The organism is Streptomyces sp. Wb2n-11 (assembly GCF_001049855.1).
In the GTDB taxonomy this organism is placed as follows: Bacteria; Actinomycetota; Actinomycetes; order Streptomycetales; family Streptomycetaceae; genus Streptomyces; species Streptomyces altiplanensis.
This window is the reverse complement of the sequence record NZ_CVPB01000001.1, coordinates 6,512,409-6,529,744: the sequence shown is the minus strand read 5'-3', so window position 1 is coordinate 6,529,744 and position 17,336 is coordinate 6,512,409. Positions and strand designations below refer to the sequence as shown.

General features: G+C 72.7%; 2 protein-coding genes. Both read right to left on the bottom strand.

The features are described 5' to 3' along the window. Positions 1–7: 7 nt before the first annotated feature. Positions 8–9,412, bottom strand: a complete 9,405-nt coding sequence (locus BN1555_RS29915) for a non-ribosomal peptide synthetase (RefSeq protein ID WP_093802267.1) — start codon at positions 9,410–9,412, stop codon at positions 8–10. A gap of 8 nt (positions 9,413–9,420) precedes the next feature. Beyond that, a complete protein-coding gene (locus BN1555_RS29910) occupies positions 9,421–17,217 on the bottom strand; it encodes a non-ribosomal peptide synthetase (protein ID WP_255306246.1) in 7,797 nt (2,598 codons plus the stop codon). Positions 17,218–17,336 lie beyond the last annotated feature (119 nt).

Below are 17,336 nucleotides of genomic sequence, written 5' to 3'. Positions count from 1 at the left end.
AACAGGATCACTGCGCTGCCCGCAGATACCGGTTGATGGCGCGGCTGATCTCAGCCGCGTTCCGCGGCCAGTACATCTCGTTGTGAGCGCAGGCGATGTCGATGCGCTGCACACGACCGTCGACGTGCTCCTGCCAGAGCACGTCCAGTTCCTCGTCCAGTTCCCGCTTGTCGTGGGTCTCCGGGTCGAGAAGTGCGTTGAAGAAGACGACGTCACCGCGGTACCGCGGTGAGGTGAACCGCCGCATCTGCTCCATCTGTCCGATGAAGATCGAGGAGGCGGTGGTGACCAGCGACGGGTACTCCTCCATCCCCGCCAGGTGTCCCATGTAGTTGGCGAGGTAGCGGCGGACCATGGCCTCGTCCAGCGCTTCCAGGTCGGCGAAGTGGCTGGAGGGCGCGGCGTCCAGCAGCGCCAGGAGTGCCACCTCGTGTCCGCGGCGTTGGAGTTCGGCCGCCATGGCGTGCGCGAGGGTGCCGCCGAAGGACCAGCCCAGCAGGTGGTAGGGGCCGCTCGGCTGGACCTGGAGCACCTGCCCGAGATAGTCCTCGACCATCTCCTCGATGGAGCCGGCCGGCGGGGTGGTGCCGTCGAAGCCGCGTGCCTGGATGCCGTACAGCGGCCAGGACGGCTCGACGTGGCGGGCGAATCCCAGGTAGGGCCAGCTCAACCCGCCACCCGGGTGCAGCCACCACAGCGGGGGCCGGTGCCCCTCGGTGCGGATCGGCAGCAGGACGGCGAAAGGGTCCTCGAAGTCGGCCTCGGTGTCGGCGGACAGCTGTGCCGCCAGTGCGGCTACGGTCGGGTACTGGAATACCGTGCGGATCGGAACGTCCACACCCAACTTCTCGTGGATCCGCCAGACGAGGCGCGTCAGCCGCAGGGAGTGGCCGCCACAGGCGAAGAAGTCGTCGTCGATGCCGATCCGGTCCATGCCCAGCACCTCGGCGAAGAGCGCGGCGAGTTCCTCCTCGCGCGGGGTGCGCGGGGCCCGGTGTTCGCCGCCGACCGGGTCCGGCTCGGGAAGCGCGGCACGGTCCACCTTGCCGTTCTCGGTGAGCGGCAGCCGGTCGAGGACGACGATGTCGGCGGGCATCATGAACTCCGGGAGCCGGCCTGCGAGCCGCTCGCGCAGCAGGGAAGGCAGCCGGGAGACGCGGCGGGAGACCGCGGGCACGTTCGCCAGCCGGGCCGAGCTGGCGCCGGCGGGCCGGTAGAGGCCATCGCAGCAGACGGCGTCGACGTCGGGCATGACGATCGCTTCGAAGCAGTCACCCGCCTGTGCCGACCAGGTGCAGTACACCGCGAGCCCGCGCCGGGCGCCCCATGCCTCCAGGTCGGCGGGGTCGAGGGTGCCGCCCACTTCGGCGGGGGCGCCCCACTCGGCGGCCTCGCCGGCCAGGCGGGTGTTGGGGATACGGGTCAGGCGCAGCCGGCCGCCCTGGCGGGCCAGCGCGGTCTCCAGGTCGGCCAGTTCGCGGACCTCCGCTCCCCAGACCTCCTCAGGCAGGTCACCGAGGCGCAATGGCCTCGCGGGTGCCTTGTGCAGCACGATCTCGTAGCGGTGGCGAGTCAGCTCGTTGTGGTGGGTGCCCTGCTTGAGGCGGATGTCGGCGGCAACGGCGTCCGGCCGGGTCTCGGCCCAGCGAGTGAAGAAGCCCGGGTCGACGACGAGTTCCTTCTCGCCGAGCACCGCGCGCTCGACGGCGGCCTGTACGGCGGCCGGGCCGTCGTCGGGCTGCCGGCAGCGGTGGACCGCGGCGGCGAACGTGCGCAGGGTGCGGTAATTGCGGACGTCGCCGATCACGACACGTCCGCCGGGTGCGAGCCGGTCCATCGCGAGGTCGAGCACCCGGGTGAGGTAGTCGGCGTCCGGGAAGTACTGCACGACCGAGTTGAGGATCACCGTGTCGAAGTACCCGGTGGGCAGGCCCTCGGCGTCGTCGGCGGGCTGGCAGCGCAGGGTCACCTTGGCCGACAGCACCGGGTCGGCGCCGGTCCGGGCGCGCAGCCGTTCGACGACGGGGGCCGAGAAGTCGGTGCCCCAGTACTCCTCGGCCTTCGGTGCGAGCGGGCCGAGCAGCAGGCCGGAGCCGACACCGATCTCCAGCACCCGGCGCGGGCGCAGGGACCGTACCCGTCGCAGCACGGCCTCGCGCCAGGCCCGCATCTCGGGGAGCGGGATGGGGCGGCCCGTGTAGGAGCTGTTCCAGCCGGTGAAGTCCTCGGACTCGTCGGTGTCGACCTCCGTCCCGCCGTACATGGTGTCGTAGATCTCGCGCCACTCGCCGACCTGTTCGGCGGCGTCGCGGCCCGTGGACACGGAGCCGTCGGGCACCACGTAGGCGACCATGCGGCGTTCACCGAGCCGGTCCTGACGCACGGTGACCACCGCGTTCGCCACGCCGTCCTCTTCGCGCAGGACCGTTTCCAGCTCACCGGGCTCGACGCGGAAGCCGCGCAGCTTGATCTGCTCGTCGCTGCGGCTGATGTACTGGAGGCAGCCGGCGGTGTTCCAGCGCACCAGGTCGCCGGTGCGGTACATCCGCGCCCCGGACTGTGCGGACGGGTCGGGCACGAACCGGGTGGCGGTCAGGCCCGGCCGGCCCGCGTAACCGCGCGCCACGCCGTCGCCGCCGATGTACAGCTCGCCCACCACGCCGGGCGGCACCGTCAGCAGCCGGTCGTCCAGGACGAAAAGCCGGCTGCCGTCCATCGGGCTGCCGATGGGCAGCGGGTCGATGCACTCCGCCGCAGAGGCCACCCGGTGCCGGGAGGCGAACGTGGTGGTCTCGGTCGGGCCGTAGCCGTTGACCACGGTGACGCCGGGACAGGCGTCGAGCACCGCGCGGACGGCGGTCGGCGAGAGGACGTCGCCGCCCGCCCACACCTCCTGGACGGCGCCGAAGCACTCGGCGTGCTGTTCGGCCATCACGGCGAACAGTCCGGCGGTCAGCCACAGCCCCGTCACCTCCCGTTCGGTGATCACCCGGGCGAGTTCCGTGGTGTCCGGTCGGCCGGCGCGAGCCACCACGGCCGTGCCGCCGCCGAGCAGCGGCACCCACATCTCGTACGTCGACGCGTCGAAGGTGTGCGGCGAGTGGAGGAGGACGCGGTGGTGGGCGCCGGTGCCGAAGCAGCCGTCGAGCGCGAGGTCGACGACGTTCCGGTGGGTCACCTCCACGCCCTTGGGCCGGCCGGTGGAACCCGAGGTGTACATCACGTAGGCGACAGCGTGCTCGCCGACGCCCTCCGTCTCGGGCGGCGAGTCGGGCAGCCCGTCGAGATCCTCCTCGGCAAGGTCCTCGTACACGGTGACGACCGGGGCGAGGTCCGCGAGCAGGTAGTCGATGCGCTCGGGCGGGTAGGTGGGGTCGACCGGCACGTAGGCGGCGCCGGTCTTGAGGACGCCGAGGACGGCGGCGACCAGCAGCGGCGAGCGTTCCAGCACGAGCGCGACGCGGCTGTCCGGGCGGGCGCCGCGGGCCCGGAAGTGGTGGGCGAGGCGGTTGGCCCAGCGGTCCAGTTCGGCGTAGGTCCAGGCGAGCGTGCCGTCCGCGGAGACCAGCGCGGTCGCGTCCGGGGTCGCCGCGGCCGTGGTGGCGAACCGCTCGGGAAGGGTGCCGGCGTCGAACCGGGCGTCCCGGCCTCCGCCGCCCCAGCCGCTGAGCGCGGCGCGCTCGTGCTCGGCCAGGACGCCGACGGATCCGATGGGCGTCTCCGGCGCGGCGACCACCTGGCGCAGGAAGTGCAGCCAGCGGTCGAGCAGCGTGCTGACCGTCCCGGCGTCGAACAGCTCGGTGGCGTACTCCGCGAAGCCCTCGATACGGGCCGGCGCGCCGTCCTCGTCCTGTTCGGTGACGCTGATGAACAGGTCGAAGCGGGAGGTGCCCGGGGAGAACGGCTCCTCGGTCACGGTCAGGCCCGCCAGGTGGAACTCCGGCCGCGCGTTGTTCTGGAGCGCCAGGCACACCTGGAACAGCGGGTGGTGGGCGGGCGAGCGGACCGGGTTGAGTTTCTCGACCAGGTGCTCGAAGGGGATGTCCTGGTGGTCGTAGGCGGCGAGGCTGCTCTCGCGGACCCGGCCGACGAGCTCGGCGAAGGAGGGGTCGCCCGAGGTGTCCGCGCGCAACACCCACGTGTTGACGAAGAAGCCGACCAACCGGTTGAGCGCCTCGTCAGTGCGTCCGGCGATGGGCGAGCCGATCAACACGTCCGTGCCCGCGCCGAGCCTGGTGAGCAGCGCGGCAAGGGCCGCCTGGAGCACCATCGACACCGTGGCACCGGTCTCCCGGGCCAGCCTGCGCACGCCGTCGGTGAGCTGCGGGTCGAGTGCGAGCGGCACCAGGTCGCCGGCGTACGACGCCGCGGCGGGCCGGGGCCGGTCGGCGGGCGGCGAGACGGTCCCGGGCAGGCCGGCCAGCTGAGTGGTCCAGTAGTCCAGCTGCCGCCGGTAGAGGCTGCCCGGGGTGTCGGTGTCGCCCAGCAGTTCCCGCTGCCAGAGGGTGTAGTCGGCGTACTGCACGGGAAGCGGTTCCCACTCGGGCGCCCGGCCTGCGCGGCGGGCCTCGTACGCGGTGGTGAGGTCCTGGGCCAGCGGGAGGGCGGACCAGCCGTCGGCGGCGATGTGGTGTGCGCCGATCAGGAACACCGCCTCGCGCTCGCCGGTCCGCAGCAGCCAGGAGCGGATGGGGATCTCGGCCGCCAGGTCGAACGGGCGGCGCGCCGCCGCCCGCAGGGCGCCGGGCAGCTCGGCCTCGGTGATCTCGCGCTCCTCCCACGGGACCTCGACCACGGCCGGTTCCAGGATGCGCTGGTACGGCTGTCCGTCCGCCTCGCCGAAGACGGTGCGCAGCGATTCGTGCCGCACGACGACGTCGTGCACGGCGTGGCGCAGGGCCGCCGCGTCGAGTTCGCCGCGCATGCGCAGAGCCAGCGTGACGTTGTAGGTCGCCGAGGGTCCCTCGAAGCGGTGGATGAACCACAGCCGCTGCTGGGCGTACGACAGCGGCAGCCGTTCGGGCCGGACCTGGGGACGGAGCGGCGGGCGGACGTTGCTCAGGGTGTTCAGGTGGGCCGCCAGTTCGGCGACGGTGGGCGACTGGAAGACGACCCGGATGGGGATCTCCACACCGTGCTCGGCCCGGATACGGCTGACCAGCCGGGTGGCCAGGAGCGAGTGGCCGCCGACGGTGAAGAAGTTGTCGTCCACGCCGACCTGGTCGAGTCCGAGTACCGCGGCGAACAGCGCGCACAGCGACTCCTCCTCCGGGGTGGAGGGAGCCCGGCCGCCGCCGACCACGTAGTCGGGCACGGGCAGGGCGCGCCGATCGGGCTTGCCGTTGTCGGTCAGCGGCACGGCGGCGATGGGCACGATGGCGGCCGGGACCATGTACTCGGGCAGGGTCTCCCGCAGATGGCCGCGCAGGGCGGGCAGCAGCGCCGTGACGGCGGCGGCGGCCGCGGGGTCGTTCGCCGGGGTGCGTCCGTCGGTGGCCGGCAGGTACGTGCCGGTGAGGGTGGTGCCGGCGGCCGGGCCGTCGCGCAGCACGATCACGTCGAGCAGGTCGACCGCGTCGGCCGACCAGGTCGGCACCGCGTCCCAGCCGTGCCGGGCGGCCCAGGCGCGGATCTCGGCGGGGTCGAGCGGGGGCAGTTCGGGCGCCGCGGAGTCGTCGAGGCCGAGGGCGCGGGCCGCCGCGGCCTCCTCGGTGAGGCGGGCGTTCGGGATTCCGGTGATCCGCACCGCCGGCTCGGACCGGTCACGTAACCGGTCGGCGAGCCGGCGGAGGTCGCCCTCCCAGGTCAGAGTGGGGACGACGTCGAGCCGTCGCGGGGCGTCCGCCGGTGCCCTGCCCGGCTTGTGCAGCACGACCTCGTAGCGGTGCCGGGTCAGCTCGTTGTGGTGGATGCCGTTCTTGGCGCGGATGTCGGCACCGGTCGCCCCGGCCCGGTCTGCCCAGCGCAGGAACCACTCGGGGTCGACCACCAGTTCCTTCTCCAGCAGGACGGCCTGGTCGACCGTGGTGCGCAGTACGGCCGGTGCCGCATCGGGGTGCTTCGTCCGCTGGACGCCCGTCTGGAGCGTGCGCAGGGAGGACGCCCGCCGGATGTCGCCGAGGACGATCCGGCCGCCCGGCGCGAGCAGTTCCCAGGCACCGTCCAGGACCCGGGCGAGGTAGCGCTCGTCGGGGAAGTACTGCACGACCGAGTTGAGCACCACGGTGTCGAATGTGCCCCGGGGCAGTCCGGTGAGGTCGTCGGCGGCCTGGCGGCGCAGCCGGACCCGGTCGGCCAGGCCGGCCCGGGTCACCTGGTCGCTGAGCCGGTCGATCACGGCCCGGGAGAAGTCGGTGGCCCAGTACTCCTCCACCCGGCCGGCGATGTGCGCGAGCAGGAGTCCGGTGCCGACGCCGAGTTCGAGGACGCGCTCGGGCGACCAGCACAGGACGCGTTCCACGCCGGCGTCGCGCCAGTCCCGCATCTCGTCGAGCGGGATCGGCTCGCCGGTGAAGGAGCTGTTCCAGCCGGTGAAGTCCTCACCGAATCCGTGTCCGTTGGCGTGGGAGTAGGCCTGGTCGTAGACCTCCTGCCAATGCCCCACCTGTTCGTCGGCGTCGCCGTCGGGCCGCAGGGCGCCGGTGTCCGGGACGACGTAGGCGACCAGCCGCAGGTCACCGGGCCGGTCCTCGCGGGCGGTGACGATGGCCTGGCGGACGGCCGGGTGCCGGACCAGGGTGTGTTCGATCTCGCCGGGCTCGACGCGGAATCCGCGCAGCTTGACCTGGTTGTCGGCGCGGCCGAGGAAGCAGATGTTGCCGTCCGGGAAGAAACTGGCGCGGTCGCCGGTGCGGTACAGTCTGTCGCCCTCACGCGCGCTGAACGGGTCGCGGACGAAACGTTCCGCGGTCAGCTCGGGCCGGTTGACGTAGCCGACGCAGAGGCAGTCCCCGCCGATGTACAGGTCGCCCTCGACGCCGACGGGGCACGGCTCCATGTTCTCGTCGAGCACGTAGTAGCGGGCGTTGTCAATGGGACGGCCGTACGGAATGCTGCGCCAGGACGGGTCGATCTCCCGGACCCGGAAGTAGTTGGACCACACCGTCGCCTCGGTGGCACCGCCGAGGCTGACGATCTCCGCGCCGGTGAACACCCGGCGGACCTCGTCGGGCAGCGACAGCGGGGTGTAGTCGCCGGAGAGGAACACCAGGCGCAGGTCGTCGGTGCCCTCGTACCCGGCGTCCTCCGTGAGCAAGGAGGCGACCTGGTTGAGGGTGGTGGGCACCGAGTCCCAGAAGGTGATCGGTTCCGTGAGCAGGACGTCCAGGAGCAGCTGGGGGTCGCGCTGCTGGACGGCGTCCGCGATGTAGACGCCGCCGCCGCAGCCGAGCAGGCCGAAGACGTCGAAGACGGAGAGGTCGAAGCCGAGCGACGTGACGCACAGGGCGACGTCGTCGGGGCCGAACGCGAAAGTGCGGTAGCACCAGTCGAGCAGGTTGTGCACCGGGCGGTGGGTGACCGCGACGCCCTTCGGCTTCCCGGTGCTGCCGGAGGTGAAGATGATGTACGCCGTGCTGTCCGGGCCCGCGGCCGGTTCCGGATCGTGGTCGGGGCCGGGCGACCGGGCGTCGGTGAGCTCGACGAGGTGGACGCCGTCCGGCAGGGCCCAGCGTTCGGTGTCCGGCGTGGACAGCACGAGGGAGCACCCGGCGTCGGCGAGCATGCTGGCGACGCGGTCGGCGGGCAGCGCCGGTTCGAGCGGCAGATAGGCGCCGCCCGCCTTGAGCACGCCCAGGACGGCGGCGATCATGACCGGGCCGCGGGGGACGCCGACGCCGACGACGGTCTCCGGGCCGACGCCGCGTTCCTTGAGGTCCCAGGCGACGCGGTTCGCCCACCGGTTCAGCTCGCCGTACGTCATGGTGCCGCCGGCCCAGCGCAGGGCGGTGGCGTCCGGGCGGCGTGCGGCCTGCTCCTCGAAGAGCAGGTGGACCGGTCCCGGGCAGTGGACCGGGCGGGCGGTGTCGTTCCACTCGACGAGGATCTTCCGGCGTTCGGCGGCGTCGAGAGTGCCGCCGGACCGACCGGGCCCGGCCTCGCCCGCTGCGCCGACGGGGGTCCTCGGGTCGGCCACGACCTCCTCGACGACGGCCACGAACCGTGCCGCGATCCCCTCCACTGTGGAGCGGTCGAAGAGGTCGGTGGCGTATTCGATCTCACCGACGACGGAGCCGGTGGACTCGTCCGGCGCCAGGTTGAAGAACAGGTCGAACTTCGCGCTGCCGGTGGGCAGCGGTTCCATCGTCACGGTGAGACCCGGCAGGTCCAAGTGCGGTGGGGTGTTGTTCTGCCACGCCAGCACGACCTGGAACAGGGGGTGATGCGCGGTCGACCGTTCCGGCCGCAACAGCTCTACGAGCCGCTCGAACGGCACGTCCTGGTGATCATAGGCGGCAAGCGCCTTCTTCCGTACCTGTTCCAGCACCCACTCGAAAGGCCGGTCCGCGGTCACCTGCACGCGCAGCGTCCAGGTATTGACGAAGAACCCTACGAGTTCATTCAGTGCCTCCTCCGTACGGCCCGCGATCGGCGAGCCGACGGTCACATCCTTGCCTCCTCCCAGCCGGTGCAGCAGCGTCACCAAGGCGGCCTGAAGCACGATCGACGTCGTGACGCCGTGGGTTTGCGCCAACTTTTCTACCCCGGCGCGCAGTTCGGCGGGCAACCCGACCGGAACCGATCCGCCCCGGAAACTCGCCACCTCGGGACGGGGCCGGTCCAGGGGCAGGGGAAGAGGCTTGGACACACCAGCCAGTTCCTCGCGCCAATAGGCGCTCTGCACCGCGACAACGCTGCCCGGATCCTTCTCGTCGCCCAGCATTTCGTGCTGCCACAGCGCGTAGTCCGAGTACTGTACGGGCAGTTCGGACCAGTCCGGCGCCGTGCCGGTCACCCGGGCCCGGTAGGCCGTCGACACGTCACGTGCCAGCGGGGCCAGCGAGCCGCCGTCGCCGGCGATGTGGTGGATCACCAGAACGACCAGGAATTCCTCGTCGCCGCTCTGGAGGACGCAGCCGCGCAGCGGCACGTCCGTCGACAGGTCGATCCAGCTGCCGCTCACCGACGCCACCACGCCGGGTATCCGCTCGGGGGCCACCCGGCCCCAGTCCTGCCAGGGCAGTTCGTTCTCATCAGGGTCGAGAACACGCTGGTACGGCTGGCCGTCGGTCTCCGCGAAGACGGTACGCAGGACCTCGTGGCGGATCATCACGTCACGGAAAGCCGCCCGCAGCGCAACCGTGTCGAGCGGGCCGTGGCAACGCAGGAGCAGCGGGATGTTGTAGGTGGAGGAAGGGCCTTCGAAGCGGTTGATGAACCACATTCGCCGCTGCGCGTACGACAGGGGGGTCATGGTGTTTCCTACCTTTCGGTCATTCTCCGCAGCGGCATTCGGGTGGAGGCCGACATCTCGTTCCAGCGGTCGGTCAGTTCGGCGACGGTCGGGGCGGTGAACAGAACGCGCATTGGGATTTCCACGCCCATTTCGGCGCGTACCCGGGCCACCAGTCGGGTGGCCATCAGTGAATGGCCGCCCAGGACGAAGAAGTCGTCGTCGAGACCGATCCGCTCGGCGCCCAGGACCTCGGCGAACAGCGCGCACAGCGTCTGTTCCCGGGGCGAGCGCGGAGCCCGGTACTCGTCCCCGCCGAACTCCGGGCGGGGCAGGGCGGAACGGTCGAGTTTGCCGTTGGGCGTCAGCGGCAGTTCTGTGAGCGTCACGAACGCGGCCGGGATCATATAGGCCGGCAGCCGCTCTCCGACCGCCTCCCGCAGGAGTTCCGTGGTGGGCGGCTCGGTGCCGGTCTCCGGGACCACGTACGCCACCAGCCGGCGGTCGCCCGGCCGGTCCTCACGGTCGATGACGACCGCCCGGCGGACCGCGGGGTGGCGGGTCAGGGTGTGCTCGATCTCGGCGGGCTCGATCCGGAAGCCGCGCAGTTTGATCTGGTGGTCGGAGCGGCCGAGGTACTCCACCTCACCCGTGACCGTCCAGCGGGCGAGATCCCCGCTGCGGTACATCCGCTCGCCCGGTGGCCCGAACGGGCAGGCCACGAACCGCTCCGCGGTCATGCCCGGCCTGTCGTGGTAGCCGCGGGCCAGGCCCTCGCCGGCGATCCAGAGGTCACCGGCAGCGCCGGGCGGCACCGGGCGCAGTGTGCGGTCCAGTACGAGGATCCGGGTGCCGGCGACCGGGCCGCCGACCGAGGGAGGCATGCCGCAGTGGCCGGGGAGCAGACGGGCGGCGGTGGCGTAGACGGTGGTCTCGGTCGGGCCGTAGAGGTTGGTGACCTCGGCGGCGTGCCGGCACAGGGTTTCGGCGAGCGCCAGGGGCAGGGCCTCGCCGGTGGAGATCACCCGCAGCCCGGTCAGACAGGCCGGCGCGTGGGTGACCAGGCTCTGCCAGAGCGCGGGGGTGGCCTGCATGACGGTGACGCCGGACCGTTCGACGAGGTCGAGCAGTGCCGTCGGCTGGGTGATGTCGTCCTTGCCGGCCAGTACCACCCGCCCGCCGGCGAGCAGGGGCAGGAAGAGTTCCAGCGCGGCGATGTCGAACGCGACGGTGGCGCAGGCCAGCAGCCGGTCGTCCGGCGTGAAGGAGAATCGATCCTGCATACCGGTCAGCAGGATCGCCAGCGCACCGTGCCGGACCACCACGCCCTTGGGTGTGCCCGTGGAGCCGGAGGTGTAGATGACGTAGGCGGCGTGGTCGGCGCCGGCCGGAACGCGCGGGCCGTGGGCAGGGTGGGGGGACCGGGCGGACAGGTCCACCCCGGCCAGTCGTTCCTCGTCGAGGACCAGCACCGGTGCGCTGTCCTCGACCACGGCCCGCACCCGGGCGGCCGGATACTCCGGATCCACCGGCACATACGTGCCGCCGGCCTTCCACACGGCCAGCAGGGCCACCACCAGGTCGGCCGAACGGGGCAGCAGCACCACGACCCGGGACTCCGGGCCCACCCCCTGCCCGGCCAGCCAGTGCGCCAGCCGGCCGGCCCGTTCGTCCAGCTCCCGGAAGGTCAGCCGGTGCCCGCGGAACTCGACGCAGACCGTGTCCGGCGTCGCCGCCGCCCGCGCCGCGATCAGCTCGGGGACGGTCCGCTCGGGGGGCGGGACCGTGGTGTCGTTCCAGCCGTGCAGCACCTGTTCACGTTCGGCGTCGGACAGCACGTCGAGCGCGCCGACAGTGGTCCGCGGACCGGCGGCGATCTGCCGCAGCACCCGCACCAGCCGGTCGGCGAGCGCCTCCACGGCGGTACGCTCGAATGCGTTGCGCCGGTACTGGAAGGAGATCCGCAACAGCGGGTCGGCCGCCGCGATCACGGTCAGCGGGTAGTGCGGCGGGGCGTACGGGCGGATACCGCTCACCACCGGTTGCGCCGACGCACCCGCCGCCGAGCGGCCGGACCGGTCGACGGGGAACGACTCGAACACCACCAGCGTGTCGAACAGCGCGTTCAGCCCGGTCGCTCGCTGGATGTCGGCGAGCCCCAGGTGGTGATGGTCCGACAGCCTCGCCTGGGCGTCCTGGAGCCGGCCGAGCACCTCCGGGACCAGGTCGGCCGGCGTGCATCGCACCCGTACGGGCACCGTGTTGATGAACAGGCCGATCATGGTGTCCGCGCCCGGCAGTTCGGAGGGCCGGCCCGCGACCGTGGCGCCGAACAGCACGTCCTCGCGGCCGGTGAGCTGCGCGAGCACCATGGCCCAGGCGCCCTGCACCAGGGTGTTGGGGGTGACGCCCCACTCCGCGGCCCGGCGCGCCAGCATGGTGGTGTCCTCGCCGGTGAGCGGCACGTCGATCTGCCCACTGCCGCTGCCGGCCGGCCGGGCCCCGGGTGTCGTGGGCGCCAGCAGGGTCGGCTCGGCCACACCGGCGAGTTCCTCGGCCCACGCGCGGGCGGAGCGTGCCGTGTCCTGCCGTGACAGCCAGCTCAGGAAGTCCCGGTAGCCGTGCGGGCGCGCCGGCGCGGTGTCGACGCCGTCGGCCCCGTACAGCTGCATCAGCTCGCGCTCGACGAGCGGCACCGACCAGCCGTCGAGCAGTACGTGGTGGGCGGTGAGGGCCAGTTCGGCGTGTTGGGGGCCGAGCGTGACGAGGGTCAGGCGCAGCAGCGGCGGGCTCTCCGGGCGGAAGCGGGCGTCCCGCTCCTCGGCGAGGATCTCCTCCAGCCGGGTGGCGGCGTCGGCCTCGCCGGTGAGGTCGAGGTGCCGCCAGGGCAGCGGGACGTCGTCCACGACGACCTGCACGGGCTCACCGGTGGCGCTCGGCCGGAACGCGACCCGCAGGTTCGGGTGCCGGTCGAGCAGGGCCTGGCCCGCGGCTCGAAGGCGCGCCGGGTCCACCGCGCCTTCGAGCCGGAACACGAACTGCGTCTGGTACGCCTCGGATGCGCTCCGCGCGAGCATCGTGTGATACAGCAGCCCGTCCTGCAACGGCGTGAGCGGCCATACGTCGCTGACGCGCCCGAAGCCCTGTTGCCAGCCGTCCAGTTCCTCCTGGCCGACGGTGACCAGCGGGACGTCGGACGGGGTCAGTCCCCGCCCGCCGGACGCGACCAGGCTCCGCAGGCCGCGCAGTGCGGCGCACCAGGTGCCGGACAGGGCACGGACCTCGTCGGCGGTCAGCACTCCGGTGGCGAAGGTGAACAGGGCGGTGAGGCGCGCGTCGCCGCCGGTGCCGGTCACCAGGGCATTCAGTTCGAGCGCGCTGGGCACCGGCATGTCCGCGGCGGGTGCGGCGACCAACTCGGCGCATTCGGGTGCCGGGGTCCATCCGGAGCCGCGGGTGGGGTCCTCGCCGGGCGCCGGCTCCGGGCGTTCGAAGGTGAAACGGCCCAGGAAGTTGAATCCGATGTCGTCCGCCGGATACGGGCTCAGCAGCGCCGCGGTGTCGTCGTTGAGGTAGCGCAGCAGGGTGTAGCCGATGCCCTGGTCGGGCAGGGCCCGCCGCTGCTCCTTCACCCGCTTGAGGGCGTCACCGGCGGCGGCTCCTCCGGTGATCGCGGCGTCGACGTCGATCCCCGAGACGTCGATGCGTACGGGGGTGACCGTGGTGAACCAGCCGGCCGTGCGGGACAGGTCCGCGCCCGGCACCAGCTCCTCCTGCCGGCCGTGCCCTTCCAGCCGTACGACCGTCGTGCCGTCGGTGAGACCCCGGCGTTCGCGGGCCAGCGCGAGGACGAGGGCGGTGAGCAGGACGTCGTCCGCGCCGCTGCGGTAGGCCGCGGGGACGGAGGTCAGTATCGCGTCCGTGAGGTCGGCCGGGAGCTCCACCCGGACGGTGCCCGTGGCGGAGGTGAGGTCTCGCCCGGGGTCGAGCGGCCGGGAGCCCACGGGTACGACGGGTGCCTCGAGCAGGTCGCGCCACAACGACGCCTCCGCCACCCGTCCGGGGCGGGCCGCCTCGTCGGCCAGGGCGTGCAGCCATCGGCGCAGGGAGGTGCCCACCCGCGGCAACGCGGGGGGCTGGCCTTCCTGGACCTGGCGCCAGGCCGCGGCCAGGTCGGGCAGCAGCACCCGCCAGGACATGCCGTCCACGACCAGGTGGTGGGCCACGACCAGCAGCCGTCCGGGCCCGCCCGCGGCCCCCGGGAACCAGACCAGCCGGAGCATCCGCCCGGCCCGGGCGTCGATGTGCCGTACGGCCTCGGCGGCCTTTGCGCGCAGCAGGGTCTGCCACTCCTCGCCGCCCCAGTCCCCGGGGCAGCCGACCCGGTCGACGAGTCCGCCGGCGTCCGGAGTGCCGGGTGGCTGCACCAGCAGGCCGTCGTCCGTCAGCCGTGAGCGCAGGACGTCGTGCCGGTCGAGGACGGCGCGCACGGCCGCGGTGAGGCCGGGGAGGTCGACGGCTGCGGGCAGTTCCAGTACCAGCCACTGGGCGAGGCGGTCCAGGCCGGGGCCTCGCTCGGCGTACAGCCGGGCCATGGGGGGCAGCGGCAGCAGACCGACGCCCCCGCCCTCGAGCTCGGCGAGGGCCACCGGTGCGGTGTCGCGGGTCGCGGCCTGCGCGAGCGCGGCGACGGTGCGGCACTCGAACACGGTGCGCGGGGTGAGCGCGAGACCGCCGGCGCGGGCTCGGCCCACCACTTGGATCGCCCGGATGCTGTCGCCGCCCAGAGTGAAGAAGTCGTCGTCGACCCCGATGTGGCTCAGGCCGAGCACCTCGGCGAACGCGGCGGCCAGGAGGCTCTCGTCACCGGTCCGGGGCGGCCGGTGGGCACGGCCGGTGACCTCCGGCTCGGGCAGCCCGGCCCGGTCCAGCTTGCCGTTCGCGGTCAACGGCATCCGGTCCAGCGCGACGAAGGCGGCGGGCACCAGGTGGGCGGGCAGCCGGGTCGCGACGAAGCCCCGCAGCTCGGCGATGTCCAGGCCGGCGTGCAGGTCCCATTCGGTGCCGGTCCCGCCGTTGCCGCCGGAGGTGGCCGGGACGACGTAGGCGACGAGCTGCGCGGCTCCGTCCGCGGCTCGGCCGGGTCGGGCGACGACGGTCGCCCTGAGCACTCCCGGGTGGTCGGTCAGCGTGTCCTCTATTTCCTGCGGCTCGACCCGGAAACCGCGGATCTTCACCTGGTAGTCGGCACGGCCGGCGAACTCCAGTTCGCCGTCGGTGTTCCAGCGCGCCAGGTCGCCGGTCCGGTACATGCGCCGCCCGGGTTCCCCGAACGGGCAGGCCACGAAGCGCTCGGCGGTCAGGGCCCGACAGTCGTGGTAGCCCCGGGCGAGTCCGGCGCCCGCGATGTAGAGGTCGCCGAAGACGCCGGGCGGCAGCGGTCGCAGCCGACTGTCGAGGACATAGAGCGCGGTGTTCCAGATCGGGGTGCCGATCGGTATCGTCCGCGCCCCGGGCCGGTACTGCCACGCGGTGACGTCCACGGCCGCCTCGGTCGGCCCGTACAGGTTGTGCAGCGGCACGCCGAAGGTCCGGTGGAACCGCGCGGCCAGCTCGGCCGGCAGCGCCTCTCCGCTGCACACGACGCGGCGCAGACCGGTGCACGCGGCAGCCGTCTCCTCGGTGACGAACTCGGCCAGCATCGACGGGACGAAGTGCACGGTCGTGACGCCGGCCCGCCGGATCACCTCGGCCAGGTAGTCCGGGTCGCGGTGCCCGTCCGGCCGGGCGACCACCAGGGTGGCGCCGGTGATCAGCGGCCAGAAGAACTCCCAGACGGACACGTCGAACGAGGCGGACGTCTTCTGCAGGACCCGGTCGGAACCGTCGAGCCGGAAGCGATCCTGCATCCAGAGCAGCCGGTTGACGATCGCCGCGTGCGTGACGACGGCGCCCTTGGGCCGTCCGGTCGATCCCGACGTGTAGATCATGTATGCGGGGTGGTCGACCCGGTGCGGGGCGGACCTGACGGGCTCTCCGGTGAGCGGGGCGTCGTCGACCATGACCACGGGGACGTCCGTCCGGGGCAGCCGGTCCGCGGTGTCCTTGACCGTCAGCAGCAGCGCGGGCCCGGCGTCGGCGAGCATGAACTCGACCCGCGCGGCCGGGTAGTCAGGGTCGACGGGGACGTAGGCGGCGCCCGCCCTGAGCACCCCGACCAGCGCGACGACCAGTTCCAGGGAGCGGGGCACGGCGACCGCGACGAACCGCTCGGGCCCGGCGCCGCGCTCGGTCAGCAGGCGGGCCAGCTGGCCAGACCGCTCGGCCAGTTCCCGGTAGGTCACCCGGGTGTCCTCGAAGGTCACCGCGACGGCGTCCGGGGTGGCGCGGGCCTGTCGGTCCAGCAGTTCGGTCAGGGTCGTCGGCGGTGGGGTCACCGTGGGCCCGGCGTACTCGGTGAGCAGCGCGCGGCGTTCGGCGGGGTGCAGCGCGGAGACGGTCCCGACCGGGGCGTGCGGGTCGGCGAGGGCCCTGCGCAGGAACGTCACGAACCGCTCGGCGAGCCCGGCGACGTCCTGGTCGTCGTACTCCGCGCGCGGCGCGTCGAAGCGGACGTACAGGTCGCTGTCGGCCCTTCCGTCGGTGTAGACGCAGACCATCACCTCGTCGATCACGCCGAAGGTGCCACCGGTGAAGTGGGCTGTGGCGCCCGCCAGGTCGAGTGCTTCGACGGAGGGGAGCACGTTGACGACGGCGCCGAACGGGCTGCGCGCGTCGCCGGCGTGGCCGGTGGCCCGTTTGATCAGGGATATGTCGTGCCGGGCGTGGCGCAGGACACGGCGCCGCTCCCGGCCGAGCGCCTCAGCCAGTTCCACGAAGTCGGCCGCGGGGTCCACCCGCGAGCGCAGCGGCACCCGGTTGGAGAGGAGGCCGAGCGAGCGGCGCAGTGCGCCGACGCGGTGATTGACGGTGATGGTCAGCAGTTGCTCGGACAGACCGCACATGTGCCCCAGGAACGCGGTGGCGGCCGAGGCGATCAGGTCGGGCACCGAGGTACCCGCCGCGGCGGAGGCGTGTTCCCAGGCGGCGAGTTCGACGGCCGGGACCGTCGCGGTGCGGGTGGCCATCCCCTGCGGTGCGGTGAGTCCGTCCCAGTAGCCGGGCCCACCGGTGGGGGCGTCGATGCCCGGACGGACACCGGCGGGCAGACGGGCGGCGGGCAGGTCTTCGGCGAGGTAGTCGCGCCAGAACCGCTCGGCGTCGGCGAACCGCTGCGACTCCCGGTAGACGGCGTCCTTCGCCGCGGCGTCCCCCGGCGGGTTCGGGGCGCCCTCCGGCAACGCGGAGCCGGCGCGCAGCGCGCGGTAGATCTCGGCGATCCGCCGGGACAGCAGGGTGAGAACGCCGAACGCGTCGGTGAGGACGTGGTGGAAGACGAGCACGAGCAGGTGGCGGCCGGGGCCCAGCCGGATCGAGCCGATCCGCAGCAACGCGTCCTCGGTCAGGTCGAAGGGCCGGCGCACGAGATCGGCGACGATGGCGCGGGCCGCGTCGGCGGGGTCGGCGGCGTCGCCGACATCGAGGCGGAACGGCTCCCACGCCCCGAGGTCCCGGGCGACCGGCCGCAGCCCGTGGTCGTCGCGGCGGAAGTTCACCTTCAGCGCGTCGGCTTCCGCCACCGCCGCACCCAGGGCCGCGGCGAGCAGGGCGGTGTCCAGGTCACCGTCGATGTCCCAGAGAGTCGCCACGTTGTTCGGTACGTCCGGAGTGAATTCCTGCGCGAGCCACATGGCTTCCTGCGCGGATGTGACGCCGGTACAGCCCATCCAGATGCCCCCAGCAAAAGTGGTTTCCCGGTCAACGGCCTCGCCGTGCCGATACTTGTCGCGGCCCATGCGCTCGATCAACCGGCATGAAAGATGTTCGCCAGAAATCGAAAAAGAAT

What these genes read in the sequence shown, in the direction of transcription:
- BN1555_RS29910 (WP_255306246.1), bottom strand. Translation starts at nt 17,217, where the DNA reads ATGGGCTGTACCGGCGTCACATCCGCGCAGGAAGCCATGTGGCTCGCG.
- BN1555_RS29915 (WP_093802267.1), bottom strand. Translation starts at nt 9,412, where the DNA reads ATGACCCCCCTGTCGTACGCGCAGCGGCGAATGTGGTTCATCAACCGC.